The 18,960-nt window shown below is 64.0% G+C and carries 16 protein-coding genes and 1 pseudogene; 2 read left to right on the forward strand and 15 right to left on the reverse strand.

Annotation, left to right across the window (positions count from 1 at the left end; genetic code table 11):
* Nucleotides 1-43 precede the first annotated feature (43 nt).
* Nucleotides 44-946: a cation diffusion facilitator family transporter gene (locus ACNQR1_RS21225; protein ID WP_019348708.1), complete on the forward strand. Its 903-nt coding sequence runs from the start codon at nt 44-46 to the stop codon at nt 944-946.
* A gap of 706 nt (nt 947-1,652) precedes the next feature.
* A complete protein-coding gene (locus ACNQR1_RS21230) occupies nt 1,653-1,976 on the forward strand; it encodes a hypothetical protein (protein WP_019348707.1) in 324 nt (107 codons plus the stop codon).
* A 339-nt stretch (nt 1,977-2,315) separates the two neighbouring features.
* Here ACNQR1_RS21230 and ctaD read toward each other — a convergent pair whose 3' ends face one another.
* The 15 genes and pseudogenes from ctaD to ACNQR1_RS21305 all read right to left on the reverse strand — a co-directional run bounded on the left by ctaD (nt 2,316) and on the right by ACNQR1_RS21305 (nt 18,779).
* Nucleotides 2,316-4,046 (reverse strand): cytochrome c oxidase subunit I, encoded by a 1,731-nt coding sequence (gene ctaD, locus ACNQR1_RS21235; protein ID WP_047040680.1) that lies wholly within the window; start codon nt 4,044-4,046, stop codon nt 2,316-2,318.
* Between the two features lie 217 nt (nt 4,047-4,263).
* Nucleotides 4,264-4,488, reverse strand: coding sequence for a hypothetical protein (locus tag ACNQR1_RS21240; RefSeq protein ID WP_043368143.1), 225 nt, complete (start codon nt 4,486-4,488; stop codon nt 4,264-4,266).
* A 67-nt stretch (nt 4,489-4,555) separates the two neighbouring features.
* Nucleotides 4,556-5,122 carry a superoxide dismutase gene (locus tag ACNQR1_RS21245; protein ID WP_418050438.1) on the reverse strand — a complete coding sequence of 189 codons (567 nt, stop codon included), beginning with the start codon at nt 5,120-5,122 and terminating at the stop codon, nt 4,556-4,558.
* 8 nt (nt 5,123-5,130) lie between these two features.
* Nucleotides 5,131-6,102 (reverse strand): IS481 family transposase, encoded by a 972-nt coding sequence (locus ACNQR1_RS21250; protein ID WP_047328144.1) that lies wholly within the window; start codon nt 6,100-6,102, stop codon nt 5,131-5,133.
* Nucleotides 6,103-6,160: 58 nt separating this feature from the next.
* Entirely contained in the window at nt 6,161-6,388 is a 228-nt protein-coding gene (locus tag ACNQR1_RS21255) for a twin-arginine translocation signal domain-containing protein (RefSeq protein WP_418047742.1), read from the reverse strand.
* On the reverse strand, nt 6,385-6,573 hold the full coding sequence (locus tag ACNQR1_RS21260; RefSeq protein WP_019344409.1) for a hypothetical protein: 189 nt from the start codon (nt 6,571-6,573) through the stop codon (nt 6,385-6,387). Before ACNQR1_RS21260 ends, ACNQR1_RS21255 begins: the two co-directional genes overlap by 4 nt.
* Before the next feature lie 508 nt (nt 6,574-7,081).
* The gene (locus ACNQR1_RS21265) at nt 7,082-9,022 is read right to left on the reverse strand and encodes a cytochrome c oxidase assembly protein (protein WP_264010416.1); all 1,941 of its coding nucleotides are present in this window, start codon (nt 9,020-9,022) and stop codon (nt 7,082-7,084) included.
* Nucleotides 9,023-9,080: 58 nt separating this feature from the next.
* Nucleotides 9,081-11,494, reverse strand: a pseudogene (locus ACNQR1_RS21270) (heavy metal translocating P-type ATPase).
* Between the two features lie 352 nt (nt 11,495-11,846).
* Nucleotides 11,847-12,536, reverse strand: a complete 690-nt coding sequence (locus ACNQR1_RS21275) for an MspA family porin (protein ID WP_043369377.1) — start codon at nt 12,534-12,536, stop codon at nt 11,847-11,849.
* Nucleotides 12,537-12,599: 63 nt separating this feature from the next.
* Nucleotides 12,600-13,280, reverse strand: a complete 681-nt coding sequence (locus tag ACNQR1_RS21280) for an MspA family porin (RefSeq protein WP_043369375.1) — start codon at nt 13,278-13,280, stop codon at nt 12,600-12,602.
* Nucleotides 13,281-13,986: 706 nt separating this feature from the next.
* Complete coding sequence (locus tag ACNQR1_RS21285; protein WP_131721945.1) at nt 13,987-14,661, reverse strand: hypothetical protein; 675 nt, start codon at nt 14,659-14,661, stop codon at nt 13,987-13,989.
* A gap of 320 nt (nt 14,662-14,981) precedes the next feature.
* Complete coding sequence (locus tag ACNQR1_RS21290; protein ID WP_044518562.1) at nt 14,982-16,238, reverse strand: MFS transporter; 1,257 nt, start codon at nt 16,236-16,238, stop codon at nt 14,982-14,984.
* The gene (locus ACNQR1_RS21295) at nt 16,238-17,356 is read right to left on the reverse strand and encodes a PLP-dependent cysteine synthase family protein (protein ID WP_043369888.1); all 1,119 of its coding nucleotides are present in this window, start codon (nt 17,354-17,356) and stop codon (nt 16,238-16,240) included. Before ACNQR1_RS21295 ends, ACNQR1_RS21290 begins: the two co-directional genes overlap by 1 nt.
* Before the next feature lie 117 nt (nt 17,357-17,473).
* Nucleotides 17,474-17,938: a hypothetical protein gene (locus ACNQR1_RS21300; RefSeq protein WP_418047743.1), complete on the reverse strand. Its 465-nt coding sequence runs from the start codon at nt 17,936-17,938 to the stop codon at nt 17,474-17,476.
* A gap of 517 nt (nt 17,939-18,455) precedes the next feature.
* The gene (locus ACNQR1_RS21305) at nt 18,456-18,779 is read right to left on the reverse strand and encodes a hypothetical protein (RefSeq protein ID WP_019347172.1); all 324 of its coding nucleotides are present in this window, start codon (nt 18,777-18,779) and stop codon (nt 18,456-18,458) included.
* Nucleotides 18,780-18,960 lie beyond the last annotated feature (181 nt).

Here is an 18,960-nt window from a genome sequence, read left to right on the forward strand (position 1 = left end):
ATTTCACCGCGGGCCCTGTCCGCGTTTTTTAGGGAGGCGGGTCGTGGGGCAAGGACAAGAGCACGGTTCGGCCGTCTCGGCGAGCGCCAAACACGTCAAGCGGTTATGGGCAGCGCTAGCGCTCACCGGGGGCTACCTCTTGGTCGAGCTGATCGGTGGAATCATCACCGGCTCGCTGGCTCTGATATCTGATGCCGCGCACATGGGCACCGATGTACTGGGGATCAGTATGGCGCTGGCGGCGATCTACTTTGCTCGGCGCCCCGCAACCGGTCAGCGGTCCTATGGCACCTACCGGCTGGAAGTGCTTGCCGCACTGGGCAATGGTCTGCTGCTGTTCGGTGTAGCGGGCTACATCCTGTATGAGGCATACGAGCGGTTCCGGGAGCCGCCGGACGTCCTGGGTGTGCCGATGCTCATCGTTGCGGTAGTCGGGCTGGCGGTCAACGCCACGAGCTTCTGGCTGCTCACCGCTGGGGCCAAGGAGAGCCTCAACGTCAAGGGCGCCTACCTAGAGGTGCTGTCGGACATGTTGGGCTCGATCGGCGTGATCGTCGCGGCGGTCATCGTGACCGTAACGGGGTGGCGGTATGCCGATCCGATTGTCGGTGCCGCGATCGGCCTGTTCATCTTGCCCCGCACCGCTGCGCTGATGCGCGAGGCGTTTTGGATCATCATGGAGTTCGCCCCGCGGGGGCTCGACGTGGACGAGGTCCAACGCAAGCTGGAGAAGGTGTCGGGTGTGCGTGCCGTACACGATCTGCACGTCTGGACGCTGACCGCGGGTATGGAAACCGCAACGGCGCACATCGTGGTTGCGCCCGACGGTGAGTACGCCGCCGTTCTGCAAGCGGTGCGCGACGTGTTGGCAAGCGAATACTCGATCACTCACATCACGATGCAATGCGAACCGGAGGGCTTCAACGAGACCCCATCCTCGATCTGAGACCACCCGGTAGACGGCCTCATCCTGCATCCCGCACACACGCTATTCCCCGCTGGTTGGGCGGGGCCCCTGGGGCTGCGCTTGGCCATCCGCATGGGCGAGCGTGTGCCGGCAGTCTTGACGATCACTGTGATCGACTGCCGGCGCCGATCCTCCGTTGTGAGCACCGCCGTCGTCGGACTCGCGGCAACCTCCTTGCCGACCGCGAGATTTGCATCCCCGCTTGGTGCCAACAACAAGCCGGAGGCCCGCCATCACCGGAGCTATCCCCTGCGAACTTCGGGTTGAGGTGTCGCATCGAAATGGCCAATGAGTGACCGATAATGCGTCGTTGCAGCATTGGGACCAATTGACGCAGTGCTATGACGTTCATCCACATCACCGGTCGCGTCGCGGAAAAGTGCGGACCGGCTGATTACCTCGACGGTCGCCAGGAGCTTGGCCCAGGAGCGCATCCGGTTGCAGGCCAGGATTTTTCACATATTTTGACACCGCCGAGCAGCCAATTGTTGGTTGTTGACACGTTGTCGACAGGACGATGATTTACGAATGCTAGGTAAATGATATGCGTCTGTATTGTTCGGAGCCGTTAGAAAGGCATTCGATATGAATATCGCATTGGTTGGCCGACCTGAACATATTCTGGCCACGAGGTTAATGGCCCAGGCAATGCGTCGGTTGAACCCCGACGAAAGGAGAAATCTCGATGACCTATCGAAAGCGCCGTAAGACAACGTCACTTCTTGTCGGCGCCGCGGCGAGCATCGTCGCGGTGGGCCTGGCGGGCCCGGCCGGAGCGGCGCCCACCGCGCAGCAGAGTGCGCAGGCCACCATTGGCATGTTGCAGGCGCAAGGCTTCCACGTCATGATCAGCAAGATTGGCGACGGGCCCATCGACCAATGCACCGTGAAAGCTGTCCGCCCCGGACGTAAGGCGTCTCAACTAACGAATCCGCCCATCCGGGCGGGCGTTCGCAATCAACCTCCGGCATCACCAACCGTCTACGTCGACCTTGCCTGCAAGCCGTAGGGCCGTGAGTCCCCGACTCTTGCAGCGCGAGTCAGGGCGGGCGCTATCGGGGCCGTGATTCCTACACCGGTCACCATCACCAAGTCCAAACGGCGTTACCTGTGGCCGAGTCGATTTCTATAGTCCTTCTCGGCCGTACACGATGCGAAATCTCTTCTGCGATTGCCCGATCCGCCGCTGTGATGCCGGCGGTTCGGGCATCGCCGTTGAATCCCGGATTTTGTTTGCGGGTTGGCCCGACCGTTGCCATGTGTCTGAGGTGTTGACACTCATCCCGAGAGGTGTTGAGCGGGCACTGGTTTCGATTGTCTTCTGGCCTCGCACCGACTGTGGTGCGGCCTATGCAGAGGTGTGCGCGTTGGGTGTGAGCTCTGGGTGATGCGTGCGGCCCACGTGGGCCTCGGCGCGCATCCGCTCGACCATGTGCGGGTAGTGCAGCTCGAACGCCGGGCGCTCCGAACGGATCCGGGGCAGCTCGGTGAAGTTGTGCCGCGGCGGCGGGCAGGAGGTCGCCCACTCCAGCGAGTTGCCGTAACCCCAGGGGTCGTCGACCGTCACGGGCTCGCCGTAGCGCCAGCTCTTGAACACGTTCCACACGAACGGCAGCGTCGAGATGCCCAGGATGAAGGCACCGATCGTGGAGATCACGTTGAGCGTGGTGAAGCCGTCGGTGGGCAGGTAGTCGGCGTAGCGACGAGGCATGCCCTCGTTACCGAGCCAGTGCTGCACCAGGAAGGTGGTGTGGAAGCCGATGAAGGTCAGCCAGAAGTGCAGCTTGCCCAGGCGCTCGTCGAGCAGACGTCCGGTCATCTTCGGGAACCAGAAGTAGATGCCCGCATAGGTGGCGAACACGATGGTGCCGAAGAGCACGTAGTGGAAGTGCGCGATGACGAAGTAGCTGTCGGTTACGTGGAAGTCGATCGGCGGGCTGGCCAGCAGCACACCGGACAGGCCACCCAGCAGGAAGGTGATCAGGAAGCCGACCGAGAACAGCATCGGCGTCTCGAAGGTCAACTGGCCCTTCCACATCGTTCCGATCCAGTTGAAGAACTTGATGCCGGTCGGGACCGCGATCAGGAACGTCATGAAGGAGAAGAACGGCAGCAGGACCGCGCCGGTGGCGTACATGTGGTGCGCCCACACCGCGACCGACAGGGCCGCGATGCTGATGGTGGCGTAGATCAGGGTGGTGTAACCGAAGATCGGTTTGCGGCTGAACACCGGGAAGATCTCGGACACGATGCCGAAGAACGGCAGCGCGATGATGTACACCTCGGGGTGACCGAAGAACCAGAACAGGTGCTGCCACAACAGGACACCGCCGTTGGCCGGGTCGTAGATGTGCGCGCCCAGGTGGCGGTCGGCGGCCAGGCCGAACAGCGCGGCGGTCAGGATCGGGAACGCGATCAGCACCAGGATCGAGGTCACCAGGATGTTCCAGGTGAAGATCGGCATCCGGAACATGGTCATGCCGGGCGCGCGCATGCAGACGATGGTGGTGACCATGTTGACGCCACCGAGGATGGTGCCAAGACCACCGACGGCCAGACCCAGGATCCACAGGTCACCGCCGGCACCCGGCGAGTGGATGGCGTCGGTCAGCGGCGAGTAGGCCGTCCAGCCGAAGTCCGCGGCACCGCCCGGCGTAATGAAGCCGCCGAGGGCGATCAGCGCGCCGAACAGGAACAGCCAGAACGACAGGGCGTTCAGCCGCGGGAACGCCACGTCGGGCGCGCCGATCTGAAGCGGGAGCACCAGGTTGGCGAACCCGAACACGATCGGGGTGGCGTAGAACAGCAGCATCACCGTGCCGTGCATGGTGAACAGCTGGTTGAACTGCTCATTGCTCAGGAACTGCAACCCGGGCATCGCCAGTTCCGTACGCATGAACAGCGCCATCAGACCGCCGATGAAGAAGAAGGCGAAGCAGACGACGCAGTACATGATGCCGATCAGCTTGTGATCGGTCGTCGTGATGAGCTTGTAGATCAGGTTGCCCTTGGGGCCCATCCGTTCCGGAAAAGGACGACGTGCCTCGAGTTCTCCGATTGGGGGCGCTTCGGCTACCAAGAGATCCTCCGTAATGATCGATCGCGGGCCGTGCAGTATCGGGGACAAGCGTGTCTGCAACCGCGATCAGCGCTCGCAGTCTCCGTCACCACCTCGCTGATAACAACTGTACTTCATACGTACTGCCGTACTACGTAGTTGCGGGGATCGGCGGCCAGACAATGACATCGGCAGTGCGCCGCTCACGGCGGCGCAGGGCACATAATCACTTCCCCACTCACACCGTGCGATCATCCACGGAGCTGCGAGCATTCCGCGTTTCTGTGAGAACGCCGGCGACCATCACGGTCAGACTGGCCACGGGCTCGCTGACCTGTAGCGGTGATCCGCCCAGGACGTACCGGCGGAACACGTTGCGGCTGATGCCGTAGTAACGGCAGGTGGCCGCGCCGGCACGACCACACATGCAGCGCTGCGGTGCGCACAGGTGCGTCAGCGGCATCAACGACGCCCGAGCGCAGATCGGCCAGGAAGGACCGCGCGTCGGTAGGGTCCTGGTTTTTACCACGTCAGGGGAAGATCAGGCCGGATGATCGGGACACGGCGAGATCGAATCGACGTTGAACGTCAGGCCAGTTGACCACATTCCAGAACGCCGCCACGTAATCGGCGCGGACATTCTTGTATTGGAGATAGTAGGCGTGCTCGAAAACATCCAACCCCAGGAGCGGGATGATGCCCAGCGGCACGTTCGACTGTTGGTCATACATCTGAAAAGTCAGCAGCTTTCGCCCGAGGGTGTCATAGCCCAGCCACGCCCATCCCGATCCCTGTACGGCGTTGGCGGCGGCAGCGAACTGATCACGGAAAAGGGTGAAGGAGCCGAAGTGCTCGTCGATAGCGGCCGCCAGCGGCCCCGCCGGCGTGCCGCCGCCGTCCGGGGACAGGTTCTTCCACCAGATGCTGTGGTTGATGTGTCCCCCGAGGTTGAAGGCGAGATCCTTCTCATGCAACACGATCGCGGCGTAGTCGTTGTTGTACCGCGCGTCGTCGAGCTGTTTGAGGGCCGTGTTGGCACCGTTGACATAGGTCGCGTGATGCTTGGCGTGATGCAACTCGTTGATCTCACCGGAAATATGCGGCTCTAGTTGTTCTTCACGGGTAGGTTGTGAACGCGTAGGCGCTCGATTGGTGTCATTCCGCCGATGCCGGTGTGGGGTCGGTGGTGATTGTAGTGATGCAGCCAGTGCTGGTAGGTTCCGGCGCGTTCGGCCTCAGAGCGGTAGGTCTGCGCATAGGCCCATTCGGTGGTCAGGGTGCGGTTGAATCGCTCGACTTTGCCGTTGGTCTGTGGCCGGTAGGGCCGGGTCCTCTTGTGGGTGATGTCGGGGCCGAGCGCTTCAGCGAAATTCTTTGACCGGTAACAGGATCCATTGTCGGTCAACACTCGTTTGACGGTGATGCCGTGGTCGGCGAAGAACGCGTTGGCGCGTTTCCAGAATCCCGCGGCGGTTTCTTTGCGTTCGTCGGTGAGGTCCTCGGAGTAGGCCAGCCGGGAGTGGTCATCAACGGCGTGGTGCAAGAACGTGTATCCCATGCCGCAGCGGTTGCGCCGGCCGGCTTGGCGACCCAGCTTGCGATGGCCGCCCCCGTCGGGGATGCGGCCCAGTTTCTTGACGTCGACATGGACCAAGTCGCCGGGAGCCGGGTGCTCATAGCGGCGGGGTTTGGGCCGGCGTACCGGTAACCCGGTGTTTTGGTCCAGGTGCCGCAGCAATGGCATCCGGTAGCGGCGCAGCACCGCCTCAACGGTCGAGCGTGGCAGGTGCAGGTAAGCGGCGATGCGATGTGGGCCCCAGCGCCGGGTGAAGCGCAGGTTGACGATGCGCCGCTCACGTCGTTTCGGCAACCGCAACGGACTGCGATGCGGCCGGCTGGGCCGGTCTACCATCGCTGCTTCGCCACCGTCGCGATAACGGTCGGCCCATTTCTTGGCTGTGGCCACCGAACATTGGAACCGCTCAGCCGCGCGCCGCAAACTCCAGCCCTGATCAACAACCGCCTGCGCAAGCCGCAACCGCCCACGAGGAGTCAACGAAGCATTAGCGTGGACCATGAGGACCTCTCGGTAATCGGATGTGCGTGTTTGGTAACCACACCGATACCGGAGGTCCTCACCTACTTCCGCTCACCACGCCGTTCACAACCTGTCTGGGAGTTACATCTAGTGCACCGTAATCCCAGTCGAGGTCGGGCAATGTATAGACCGGCTGGCCTCCCCTACCCGATAGTTCTTGTGGAGAGGAGTTTTCGGCGCAGGCGCCGATCGTCAGCAGTCCGGCCGCTGCGGTCGTCAGCCCGACAAACTGGCGGCGGGACAGGTGAGCGTCGATTGATTTCACGGTGCTTCCCCAGTGCCTGCAGCGGTCTGGGTCCAGATCCCGACCGCGCCACGCCAGTTCGGCGTCGCATCGGTGAACATCACCCGGGTGGCTTCACCGGGTGCGGTGGCCGGACCCACGACCGTCACCGCGAGGTCCAAACGCAGCGTCCGCTCGGCCCGAACCTGCTCAGAGCGCTGCCGCATGTCACCGGTGCTGCCGGAACGCAGTTGATCGCGCGATAAACGAATCCTGCGACTGGGGCGCTTCGGCCACCAACACAACCTCCATAACGATCGATCGCGGGTCGTGCGCCGTAGCGTCAGACCATCTTGCCCGCGCAGAAGAGGAGCACCGACCTGCAACCCGTTCTACTATACAAGTACGTACTTCGCACGCGCACAGTTCCACACAGCGTGCAGGAGTCCTCACCCATCGGCTGAGGCGGTCATGGGCGGGGGTTTTTTTGCGCGCCTGCAGTCAGCACCGCGCACCGAGGCGGCTAGGGCGTCAGACGATGGCACTCGGGCAAAGGTACTTGCTCGGCGGTGAACACAGATGGCATCGGTGCGGGCGGGATCGGTGGCGGCTTATGGCCCGGCTGCCAGCATCTGAACGAAACGATGCGATTGCGGCGCCCAGGCGGCGACCACACGCCGCAACTAGGCAGGCTTGCCGGCTGCGCACCTCTGGTAGCGGTGCCAGAGCTGCGATTCAGCGCCGGTTTCGGGCGAGCTCACGCAGCATCGCGTTGTAGGCGTCGAGTTCGTCGTCGTACCCGCGGTCGCTGTGGCGGTCGTCTCGCGCGCCCGCTCGGCGGTCTTGGCGTGCCCACTGGGTCACCAGGGCGATCACCACGATGATCACCGGCAGCTCGCTGGAACCCCATGCGATGGCGCCGCCGAGGTGTTGGTCGTCTGAAATGTTTTGCAGCCAGGGCAGATTGACGGACCGGTAGAAGCTCTCACCCAGCGATGAGGTCATCGTCATCGTGGCGATACCGAAGAAGGCATGGAAGGGCATCACGGCGAACAGGAGCCCGAGCCGCCCCAGGAAGGGCAGGCGCCGCGGTCCGGGGTCGATGCCGATGATGCCCCAGTAATACAGGTAGCCGGTGAGCAGGAAGTGCACGCTCATGAGCTCGTGGCCCCAGTGATACCGGATCAGGGTGTCGAACAGGGGGGTGAAGTAGACGAGGTACAGCGATCCGACGAACAGGAGGAACGCCGTGACCGGGTGCGATAGGAACCGGGTCACGGGCGCGTGCACGAACCACACCAGCCACTCGCGGGGTCCAGGCGTTTCACCTTTCGGCGCGGTGGGCAGCACCCGCAGCGCGAGGGTGACGGGTGCGCCGAGCACCAGGAGCACGGGGACGAACATGTTCAGCGCCATGTGTTCGGCCATGTGGACGCTGAACATCGCTGAGCCGTAGGCCCGCACTCCGGAGCTCGTGGTGATCAGCAAGGCTGCGCAACCCAGGGTCCAGGCGATGGTGCGTCCCACCGGCCAGTGATCCCCGCGGCGGCGCAGCAGAGCCACGGCGACGACATAGCTCAGTGCAGCCACGATGGCCGCGGTCCCGATAAACGGGTCGAAGCGCCATACCGTCAGCAAGCCCACGACGTCGGGCGCATCGGTGAGCTGGTAGCCCAGGAAAATGTCCCACGTCGAGAACTCCTGCGTGGCAAACCGCGGCGGGATACTGGTCGAGGCCACCGCCACCGCCGCACCGGCGACGACCAGCGCGACCGCAGACCCAATGTCGACCGGGCCCGCCCGAGCGCGGCCAAACGCTAACAAAGCACCGTCAACGAGCAGTACCAGCATCAGCATGGCCCCCGCCGCCAGCACTGCCCACCCGTATCTGGAATCCCAGATCGGCGTGCCCCCCAATCCCAGGGTCGCCAGCAGCAGACCGTAACCCACAGCGACTGCTGCGCACACGACGTGCAGGACCCGGATTCGGTGCGGAACGTCTCGGTTGAGGGCCGCCACCATCGTGGTGCCGGTCAAGACCGCCAGCGCCAGCGCAAACACGATCACAGCGCTTGTCGCGATGTCGTGATCGGGGCCCTGCCCGGCATTACCGGTCACCGGCACCGCAACCACGGCGACAGCGGCAGGCATTAAGGCCAGGCAATGACCGATCCAACGCAACGTGAATCGTATCCATACGGCCAGCACGACGGCGCAGCCCGCAGTGACGCACCATCCCAGCGCGGCCTCTGACGCCACGATCGCATTGACGAAATCGACTCGGCGGACCAGTTTTCCGATCGGTATCCCGGCCTCGGCCGCCGAGACAAGCAGCACCATCGCCACTGAGCACACCGCCCACAGGATGGCCACGCGTTCGATCCACCTGTGAACACCAAACGCGGCGACGTCGATGCGGCCGCTGGCACTGGGCTTGGCGGTGACCACGATCCACACGAGCGCACCCAGACAAAACGCGCCGGCCAGCGTCGCTGCCCAGTATCCGACCAACTGGCCCGTCGTCGTCACCGGCCCGAGCGCCACGATGCCGGCGTCGCCCACCGTCGCGACACCTACCCTGGGGACCACCATCACCAGCATCACCGCGACGACCGGCACACTGCCCAGCACAATCCACCGGCTAACCGCAGTTGCCGACATGTGCGCGCCTGTCATTGCTCCCCCGCCGGATCCGACCGGCCCGCGAATCCCACCAGCTGCAGGTCTGGTTCCATCAGCCTTGCTCACGCAACGCAAGAAGCCGCAGCGCGTTCGCCACCACAATGAGTGTGGACCCCTCATGGATAAGCACCGCTGGACCGATACCCAGACCGAAGATCGTTGCGGGAATGAGCAGAGCCACCACGCCTAGGCTCGCCCACAAGTTCTGCGCGATGATCCTGTTCGATCGTCGGCTGATCTTGACGGCGAACGGGAGTGCTTTCAGATCGTCAGCCATGAGCGCAATATCGGCGGTTTCCAGCGCGACATCGGATCCCGCAGCCCCCATGGCGATTCCGACGTTTGCTGAGGCCAGCGCTGGGGCGTCGTTCACACCGTCACCGACCATCGCCACGAGGCCGTACTGGTCGCGTAGACGCTTGATCTCGGTGACTTTGTCTTCGGGCATCAGGTCGCCCCGAGCCTGCAGGATGCCGATCTCGGCCGCGACCGCGTCGGCTACTCGCTGATTGTCACCGGACAACATGACCGTGGTCTTGACGCCGAGCTGTGTGAGGCGCCCGACGACATCGACAGCTTCGCCGCGCGCGGTGTCCATGACCCCGATGGCACCAAGCCACCTTCCCCCAGCACGAACCAGCATGGTGGTGCGGCCGGATCGCTCCAGCGCCGCGATGTCCTCAGCCATCGTGGCGGGCAGCTCGTCGGCCTCGTCGAACAGTTCCCGCTTGCCGATCCGGACTTTGACGCCCTCCACGTCGGCGGTCACGCCACGGCCGGTCACCGCTTGTACATCGGTCGCGCGTGGAAGCTCGTTGTCGCCCAACAGAGTCGAGCCGTCCCGCACGATCGCGCGTGCCAGTGGATGATCGCTCTGTTGTTCCACAGACACGGCGATCGCCAACAGTTCAGTGCGGTCGGCACCGTCGGCGACGACGACGTCGGCGATACGTGGCATCCCTTGGGTGAGGGTTCCGGTCTTGTCAAACGCGACAGCATCGACGCGGCCCAGTGTCTCCAGGGCGGCGCCACCTTTGATGAGGACACCGCTGCGGGCAGCGCGGGCGACCGCCGACAGAACGGCACTCGGTGTGGCGATGGCCAGGGCGCACGGACTGGCCGCGACCAAGACTGCCAGCGCCCGGTAAACCGTCGCGCTGAACGGCTCGTCGATGACCCACCCAGCACACAGCAACAAGCCCACCACGACGAGCACGGCCGGCACGAAGACCCGCTGAAACCTATCGGTGAAACGCTGGGTGGGAGACACCTCAACCTGAGCCTCAGACACCAGCCGGACCACGCGCGACAGCGTCGAGTCGGCCGCGAGCCGGGTGACCTGGATCTCGATGGCGCCGGCACCGTTGATCGTGCCGGCATACACCCGCGAGGAGCTGTCCACCTGCTCGGGTGCGGCTGAGGCCTGGCGCACATCGGTAACGGGCAGTTTGTCGACTGGAACACTTTCACCAGTGACGGGTGCTTGGTCCACGCTGCTCGTGCCGGCGACGACGAAGCCATCGGCGGCGATACGCACGTTGGGCCGGATTACCACGACGTCACCGACCCGCAGCTGCTCGACGGGAACTTCGACGGTTTCGCCGGTCCGGTCGCGGCGCACGAGGGCCGTCTTGGGAGCAAGATCGGCCAGAGCCTCGATGGCGCGCCGCGCGCGCCCCATCGCGTATCCCTCCAGGGCATGGCCGATGCTGAACAGGAACAGCAGCAGCGCCCCTTCGGCGACCTCGCCCAACGCGGCCGCGCCGGCGGCCGCCACCAGCATCAAGAAATCGATCTCGAAGCGCTTGGCGCGCACGCTCTGCCACGCTTCCTGCGCGGTGAAGAAGGCACCGAGTACGAAAGCGAGCCCGTAGAAGACCATCTCCACGCTGCGCGGCGTATCGGCAAACGATGCCAGCAGGAAGCCGGTGAGCAAGGATGCGCTGACAGGCCGGCAAAAATCAGTTCACTGCGTTCGCCGAAGATCATCCCCCAGCCGTGCTCGTGATCACCGTGGTCTTCCTCGACCGGGGCGGCGACAGGCGAGGGGGTATGGCCACCGGTGATGACGGCCACCAGTTCGTCGGCAGTGATCCGGTCACGCTCGAACTCGATTCGCAAACCGTCGGTCTCGGTGCTGGTCTCCACCACTCCGGGCAGCGCATCGAGTCGGCCGACCAGCGATTGAATGTCTCCCGGACGCGCGGCGAGGTCTGCAGCGGCCCAACGCAAATGCCCGTACTGGGCATCGATATTGGACGCGATGCGGCGGGTGTGCTGCTCGACATCGGCGGCGGTCATCGCCGAGTCGTAGTGCACGCACAGCCTCGACGTGCCGGCGTCGGCGAGCAGGTGGGCATGCTCAATACGGGAATCGGCCGTCAGATCGCGCACTAATCGGTCAACGCAACGATCGTCACTGTCGGGCAGCAACCCGTCGATGTCCAATGGCAGCTTGTCAGTCATCGCCCCATCCCCCAGGCCGCGGCCCTTCGCAATTCATGCATACATTGCAATATTACGATAAATTGGCTAGATGGCAATGCCTCGCCAACCTGTCCGGACCGGCAACGTCGACAGCAGGCGGGCCACCAACTACTGAGTAAGATAGTAGCAACGTGACACCACCTTTTCGACTCCCGGCAGCCATGCGATAGCCGCGCCGGCGGGATGCTGGGTCGCGCTTGGCAATTGGGGCAAGCCGACGTTCAGCAAGGGTGTGAAGCCCGCACGACGGCCCCGGCATGCCGGTGATCGGAGGGCTGATTGACCCGCGGACACACATCCGAGATTGCCGGCGATCGCCCAGAGCCTGAGGTCAGACGGTTTTGGTCACGCCGTAATAGGCGACGATGTCTTGGGTGCCGGTGGTGGCGCTGGTCAGCTTGGCATACGACCGCAGAAACGACTGCCCGACGCAGCCGTCAATCTTGATGTGTACATCTTTGAGCGTGACGCGAGACTTCGTGCCCTCGAACTTCTTCTGGGTGACCGACACGTTGAGCACCTCGCCAGGCTTGGGTCTGACTTCCACGTTGCCCTGGATGGGCACGCTGATGCTGCCGAGGCCGGACCGGCTGATCGATGACGTCAGGCCAAGGCTGCCGGTCAGGCGCACAGCGCTCAGTTCGATACCGCAGCCAATCTGATACCCCGCTTCTAGGGTGCCGCCTTTCAAGGTAGTGCGGCCCGCACCCTCGACGCTGCCGGTAAAGGTGCCGCCGGCCAGGTACTCACGCGAGGACAGCGCGGTGGTCAACGGCGGGATCGGCAACTGGGTCTCGCCTGTGGCGGCCAGTTTCAGGGTCCAATCGTCCGGTGTCGTGACCACAGTGGGTTCGCCGGAGGCCACGATTCCACTGTCTGGTGGTGGGCCCTGTTCGGCTTGGGGTGCAGAGGCAGCGTCAGCGGGTCCGGGCGGTGGGGCGGGTTCGGGAGCGGCCAGGACGGTTGGTGCCATGATCACCAGTGCACTGGCTGAGACTAGAGGGGCAAGAATTTTCAGCATGGGGTGTGTGAGACCTCTCGGTGCGGAATCGACAAGAGCGAGTTCAGGTTTGGATGACCGATGTCACACGGCTTTGGTCACACCGACGTACGAGACGACGTCTTGGGTGTCGGCCGTGGCGCTGGTGAAGGTCGCGTAGGACCGGATGAACGATTGGCCGACGCAGCTATCAATTTTGATGCGAAGGGCTGTGATGGTCACGCGGGCGGAGTCGCCCTTGTAGTCCATCTTGGTGACCGGGACGATGGTTGTGGTCCCCGGCTTGAGGGTGGGGCGGATCTGGGCGAACAGATTGCCCCCCAGACTGGGCGAGCCGCCCAGGCTTCCGGACGGGGTGAGGCTGCCGCCAAATCGTGCATCCACTACGTCGGCATTGACGCCACAACCGATCTGGTAGCCCGCTTCGAGAACACCACCGGCCAAGGCGGCTGTCCCGGCGCCCTTCACCGTTCCCATAAAGCTGCCACCGACCACGTACTCCCGCGACGACAGGGCGGTCGTCAGCGGCGCCACCGACTGCTGCGTCTCGTCGGAGGCGGCGACCGACAGAACCCAGCCTTCGGGAGTCGTCAATACGCCTGGCGCGGATGAGGGAACGGCTCCGCTGGCCTCGACGGCAGGTGCTGCGCCGTCGGCGGCCGGCATCACGGGAACTGGTTGTCCCTCTGTCGGATTGGCACCAGCCAACGGCGTTGCTGCCGCCAGAGAATAGGCAGCAGTAAGTGCGGCAAGAGTTTTCAACATGGTGCGGCTGCGCCTCTCGGTGTGTGGCAACGATGCGTTGGGAACGTAACAGTGGGCGCAAAGTCGTGTCACTACCGATGACGGGTTCAGCCATTAAACACTTGGGAGGTCACGCTTCTGCTGGGTTAACGACCGGGAAACGCAGGCGGGTGATTCACCGTCCGTTGGGGTTACACATAGGGGACGCATCGGGTTCAGGTCGCGTCGGGGACCTCAGGCCGCATCGGCGCTTCCGACCCCCCAGCCCGTGGTGGACCCGACAGGCGTGATGGGAACCAACACCTTTCGGCCGGAAACTCACATCCCAGACCGGTCATCGGGTTGTGAAATGCAAAGGTATTACACATCGTCTATACACCTGAATCGTGGGTTCGCCTGTGGTAAAACACCGTAGAGTCGCGTCGGGCAGTTGTTGCACCGATGCCTTATCGGCCATCTCACCCGGCGAACCACGGCGTGCATTCTCGGTAGTGACCGCACGGGGAATTGACGGTTGTTGCGCCACACTCGTGTTCAGTGGCTGCGCTGCCACATCTGCGCGCGTGGGCAGCGGCCACACCGCGCAGGCCGACGCCGGTCTGTACCGGAGACTCGGTTAGTAGTGGCCGGCGGCGGCGACCCGGCTCGATCGAGGACTATTCAGCATGGCCGCGGTCGTGACGCTTGGTTGTGGTGGGCAGGCAAGGTGCTGTCTCGCGCTGCAATGTCAGCGGCCGGTGTGAGTGCGAGGGCCGCTGAGGATGACGCGTACGGCGATCTGGCTGATGGCAGTGTCGATGTGCACTGCGATGTGCTCCCGGGCTGCCATCTCCACATTGGCATGTCGACTGACGGTGACGACGTGATCGAGTTCGGCGATCCGCAGCCGACGGCCGCTGCGGATCGCTTCGACCTCGACGGCGAAAAGCAACCCTGGCGGCGGCGATGGCGGCGAGAGAAAAAACCTGGAGTTCAATGATTCCAGCAGGCAGTGTATCTGGTACTCCTGGCGGCGCTTTTGCTTGATAGCCTCGCGAATCCGGGGCATGCGACGTCGGTCGCCGACGGCGCCCAGGTGTCTACGCAGGAGATAGCAGTCATGGGCCAATTCCACATCGACGGCCTCCTGCTGGTCTTCCAACAGCGCGCGATAGTACAGAGCCTGCTGCAGCTCTTGCTCGCACACGAGACCTGCGACCTCGCCGAGCTCGTCGATGTTGGCACCGGCGCGGTGGTGGGCCCTCTCGCCCTGGCGGGCCCGCGGGTGCTGCAGCGGCGTCGCGGCATCCTCGACGCTGTACAGACGAGGCCCCAGGGGGTCAGTACCTTGAATCATCGGGATCTGCCCGAGGGGTACCTGCCATGATTGCCGAACACGGGTAGCGTCCGACACCATCGCCATGACGTCATTGTGCCGACCACACTGGCGGTGGTCGCTGAATTCATATCAACCTCTTGGATAGCTGCCGTTGCGATCGGAGGCCCTCCTGCCTGCACCCGACTGGGCGCGAAGCCACCAAACATGTTGCGGCGGTGGCGTTGACGACGGCCACAACGGCCATGCTCGCCTCACGAGGCCCCGCGCCCGGCGGCCCACGATGCCAAGGTCATTGCACGCGCGGTACCCCGCTCCCAGCCGGGCGCGACACGTCGACTGCCAATCGTGTGTACAAGGCGCGCACACCTACCCGACATCGCCGCCACATTGAACTCGAATGCGACTCATTCTGGGCGTACAGCCATCTCCGGAATGGGGTCGAGGTCACCTGCACGGCTCATGCGGTGAAGCGCGACTGCGGCCAAGGCGCCCACCAAGAGCAGTCCGCCCCAGAGTAATTCGCTGACCCCGGCGTCCCGGGTGACTTGCAGGATCGCTCCAGTGGCGAGGTTGCCGATGAGTATCCCGATTCCCACCACCGTGTTGTAAAAACCGTAATGGGTGGCCACCAGACGATTTCCCGCAAGCGAGACCACGGTGTCCATCTCGAACGGAAATACCGCGGCCGAGCCCAGTGCCAGCAGAGACGCGCAGGCGAACAGGGCAATCAGAGCCGCCATGGAGCCCCACCGATTGCTGTCGGGAATGATCGCAAGTGGGGCAAAGGAGACCGCCAGGACACCCATTCCGATGACCAGCGAACGCGCCGAGCCCCATCTGGTGGCGAACCATCGGGTGATGCGCAACTGGCCACCCACAGCGATGATGCCCGAGATCACGAAAAGACCTGCCACGACCAGCGATTCATGTTCAGGGGCGAGCGCGGCGGCGTGCAAGGGCAGGGCCAGATAGATTTGGAAGTTCAACACGTAGCAGCCGATCATGGCCGCGGCGAAACGCCGGAATGCCCGGTTGGACATCACGACGCGCCAGTCGTCAAGGATCGAGGTCGTCTCACCCGGCGGGTCGGCGGTGTGTTGAGGCAAGGCGAACAACTGCGCCACCGTCAACCCGAGAAATACCGTGGCCGCGACTGCGGCGGCGATGCGGAAATCAAGGGCCATCAGCGCCAGGCCCGCCAGCGGGCCCGCGAGAATGCCTCCCTGATAGAACACGTTGAACATGGCGAACGCCTGCACCCGGCGTGGGCCCGAATCGGCTGCCAGGTAGGCGCGCACGGCCGGATTGAACAGCGCTCCTGCGAAACCGGTTGCTGCCGAGGCGATCAGCAGTGTGGGCAGCGACTGTGCCACGACCAGCAGACCGAACCCGGCGGTGCGCAGAAGACAGCCCGCCACGATCAGTGGCTTGTAGCCCAAACGATCGGCCAGTGTTCCACCGACGATGAACATTCCCTGTTGAGAGAAATTACGGACCCCCAGCACCAGACCGACGGCCCAGGCTGCCAACCCCAGAGGCCCGGCGAGATACCCCGCGAGGTAAGGCATCAACATATAGAAACCGAGGTTGATGCCGAATTGGTTGATCATCAGCAGGCGGCTGGGCCAACCAAAGCTTGTGAACTGGCGTAGCGCTGCCATCAGTGATCAGAACGCATCGGATCACACACTGTCGAGCAGCGCGTCCACGCGTGCACGACGCGGTCGGTGGGCCTGCACATCTCGGCGGGATCGGCGGGCGGTCGCACACCGAGCAGATCGTGCTGGCGGCAATAATCGTCGTTGTACACGGTGTCGAAGTAACGTTGCGGTCCGTCCGGGAAGATCGCGGCGATCGTGGTATCGGGCCGATGGGTACGAGCGAGCCACCCGGCTACCAGGGCGACCGCTCCCACACTCCATCCCCCACTGGCGTAGCGGGTTGCTGCCAGCGTTCGGCATGCCCACACGGCCTCGGCCGGCCCGACCCAGTGCACCTCATCGAAGGCGGCGTAATCGACGTTGCGGGGATAGATGCTGGAGCCCAGGCCGCGCATCAAGCGCGTCGCGGCGGGCTGGCCGAAGATGGTCGAGCCGACGGTATCGACACCGACGAGCTTCAGATCTGGGTTGAACTGGCGCAAGACGCGGGTGACGCCGGCAGAGTGGCCACCTGTGCCCACCGAACACACCAAGACGTCAATGGTGCCGAGTTGGGCGTGCAGTTCCAGCGCCAAACCCTGGTATGCCTCGACGTTGTCGGGATTGTTGTACTGGTCGGGATTCCACGCATGCGGGTCAGCGGCGAGCACCTCGGCGACCTTGTCACAGCGTGCGCCTTGCCAGCCCCGGTCGGGATGCGGCTGGGTGACGACCCGCAGATCGGCGCCGTAGGCGGCCAGCATCCGGTGCATCATCGGCTCCATCCCCGGGTCAGTGACCAGTGTCACCGGGTGTCCGTACACCGTGCCGGCGAGGGCTAGCCCCAAACCCAGTGTGCCGCTAGTCGATTCAACGATTCGTGCTCCGGATTTCAGGTCACCGCGGGCACGGGCCCGTTCCACCAGATGCATCGCGGTCCGGTCTTTCATACCGCCGGGATTGAAGCCCTCAAGCTTGGCCCAAAAGCCAGCTCCACCGTCGCTGAACGGCGAGGATACCCGCAGAATTGGGGTGTGGCCGACCAACGTCCCGGGGCCACTATTTCGCTGTAGACAGCGATGTTGGGGTTGGTCGGTGTCGGCTGGTGGTGTCGAACGAGTCGACAGTAGGTCGTTCATATCCGGTGTCGGCTTTCTGGGCGCGCCACAACCTGACCGTGTGGCAATGAGAAATAGGGAGCAGCTGTGCCCAGGCTGTGTCACACCCTCAGGGGGTGGCCTAGGCGTCCGCCCCGCTCAGCGCCGCGCTACGCACAAGCGGATCAATACCTGCTGGCCCGAGGCGATTACGGCGGGAATGGTCGGCGGAGCACGCATCGCGGACCAGACCGAAAAGCCCCACAACCTCCAGGCCCACACCACCGCGATGACGACGCCCAACGCCGCCACCGCCCCGGCGGGCCGTGGTAGCACCGCGATGGCGAACTCCTCAGGACACGAGGTGAGGCCTTCGGCAGCGTGAAGATGGTCGGCGACCACACCGTCGACAGACCCCGCGGCCAGAGCCGGTGCACCTACAGCCGAGGCCGAGGACAACCCGATGGCCGTCGGACACGACGAGACGGCCACACCGCCGGTCGCGAGCACCGACAATGCCAAGGCCAGCAGCAGGACTGGACGCCATCGATGCCTCGGCAAGACTTTGACAAAGCGCGCGATGGTACTCACGACGGTGTCGAGGCCCTTCGCTGTGGCTGACATGCGGGCCGCTCGGGTTTGCCCGTCCGCGATCGTCCGGCGACATGCCCGGGCCGAGCAACCCAGTACCGCCGTACCGCAACCGGTTTCAGGACACGTTTATCCTCGACGCGGCTGCTCGCGGACCATCCTCGCAATGCCTCTGCCCCGGTGTGGGTGGTCACGTGCGCCTTCACAACCCCCTCAGGTCGCTGTGGGGATCTGCGCCGCCGCAACGGGCCCGCCAGGATCAGGATTGGGCCTCCGCGGATCGATCGCGGCGACACCCGTGGCGCCCAGCAGCCCGCCGGCCGTTGCGGTCTCGCGCTGCGCAGACGCGGGCAGGCCTGAGGACGATCGCGTCGGTGCAACGAGCTCCGCCAAATCGACTTGGCGTGATCGGCACGCCCGCATTCCTGGCCGGGCGGCTGAGCCTGGTCGCCGGGTGTCGCGAGGCGATCGTTGATGTGGGCGACGGACTGACCGCCGCTGCTGAACCCGCGGCCGCGCCGACGGCGGCCGCGAGCGGAGACAGCCGTGGTCAGCGCTTGCACATGAGGTCCACGTAGACGGTTTTGTAGCGAACCAGCGGGTTGACGTTTCCTGCGGGTCCACGCTGTATCCACGAGTGCTTGACCGAAGTTCCCGGGCGTACCGCGCTGACGCTGCACTTGTCCATCGACGCGTTGCCGACCTTGTTGAGGATGACGCGATAGCCATCGGCTTCGAGTTCGGCGATCGTCGCTTGGGCTGATGCCTGTGCTGTCGGCGCGGCCAGTACCGGTGCCGCCAGACCGAGACCGGACGCACTGATTAGCGTCGTGACGGCTAAAGCCTTAACAGTGGTTCCCGATATGCGCGTCATACTGAAATCCTTCACAAAACACGTCAGTGTGCATTTTTTTCCGCTTATTCGGCGCCTGATTCCAGGCTAGGAACCCACACGCACATCGGCAAGACATTCACATCGGATGCATACGAATCGGGAAGTCTTCCAGCATATAGAATTCACATGTTACAGACAGAATGAAACCCATGTTCAACAC

The sequence above is a fragment of the Mycobacterium sp. 48b genome (assembly GCF_048282725.1).
In the GTDB taxonomy this organism is placed as follows: Bacteria; Actinomycetota; Actinomycetes; order Mycobacteriales; family Mycobacteriaceae; genus Mycobacterium.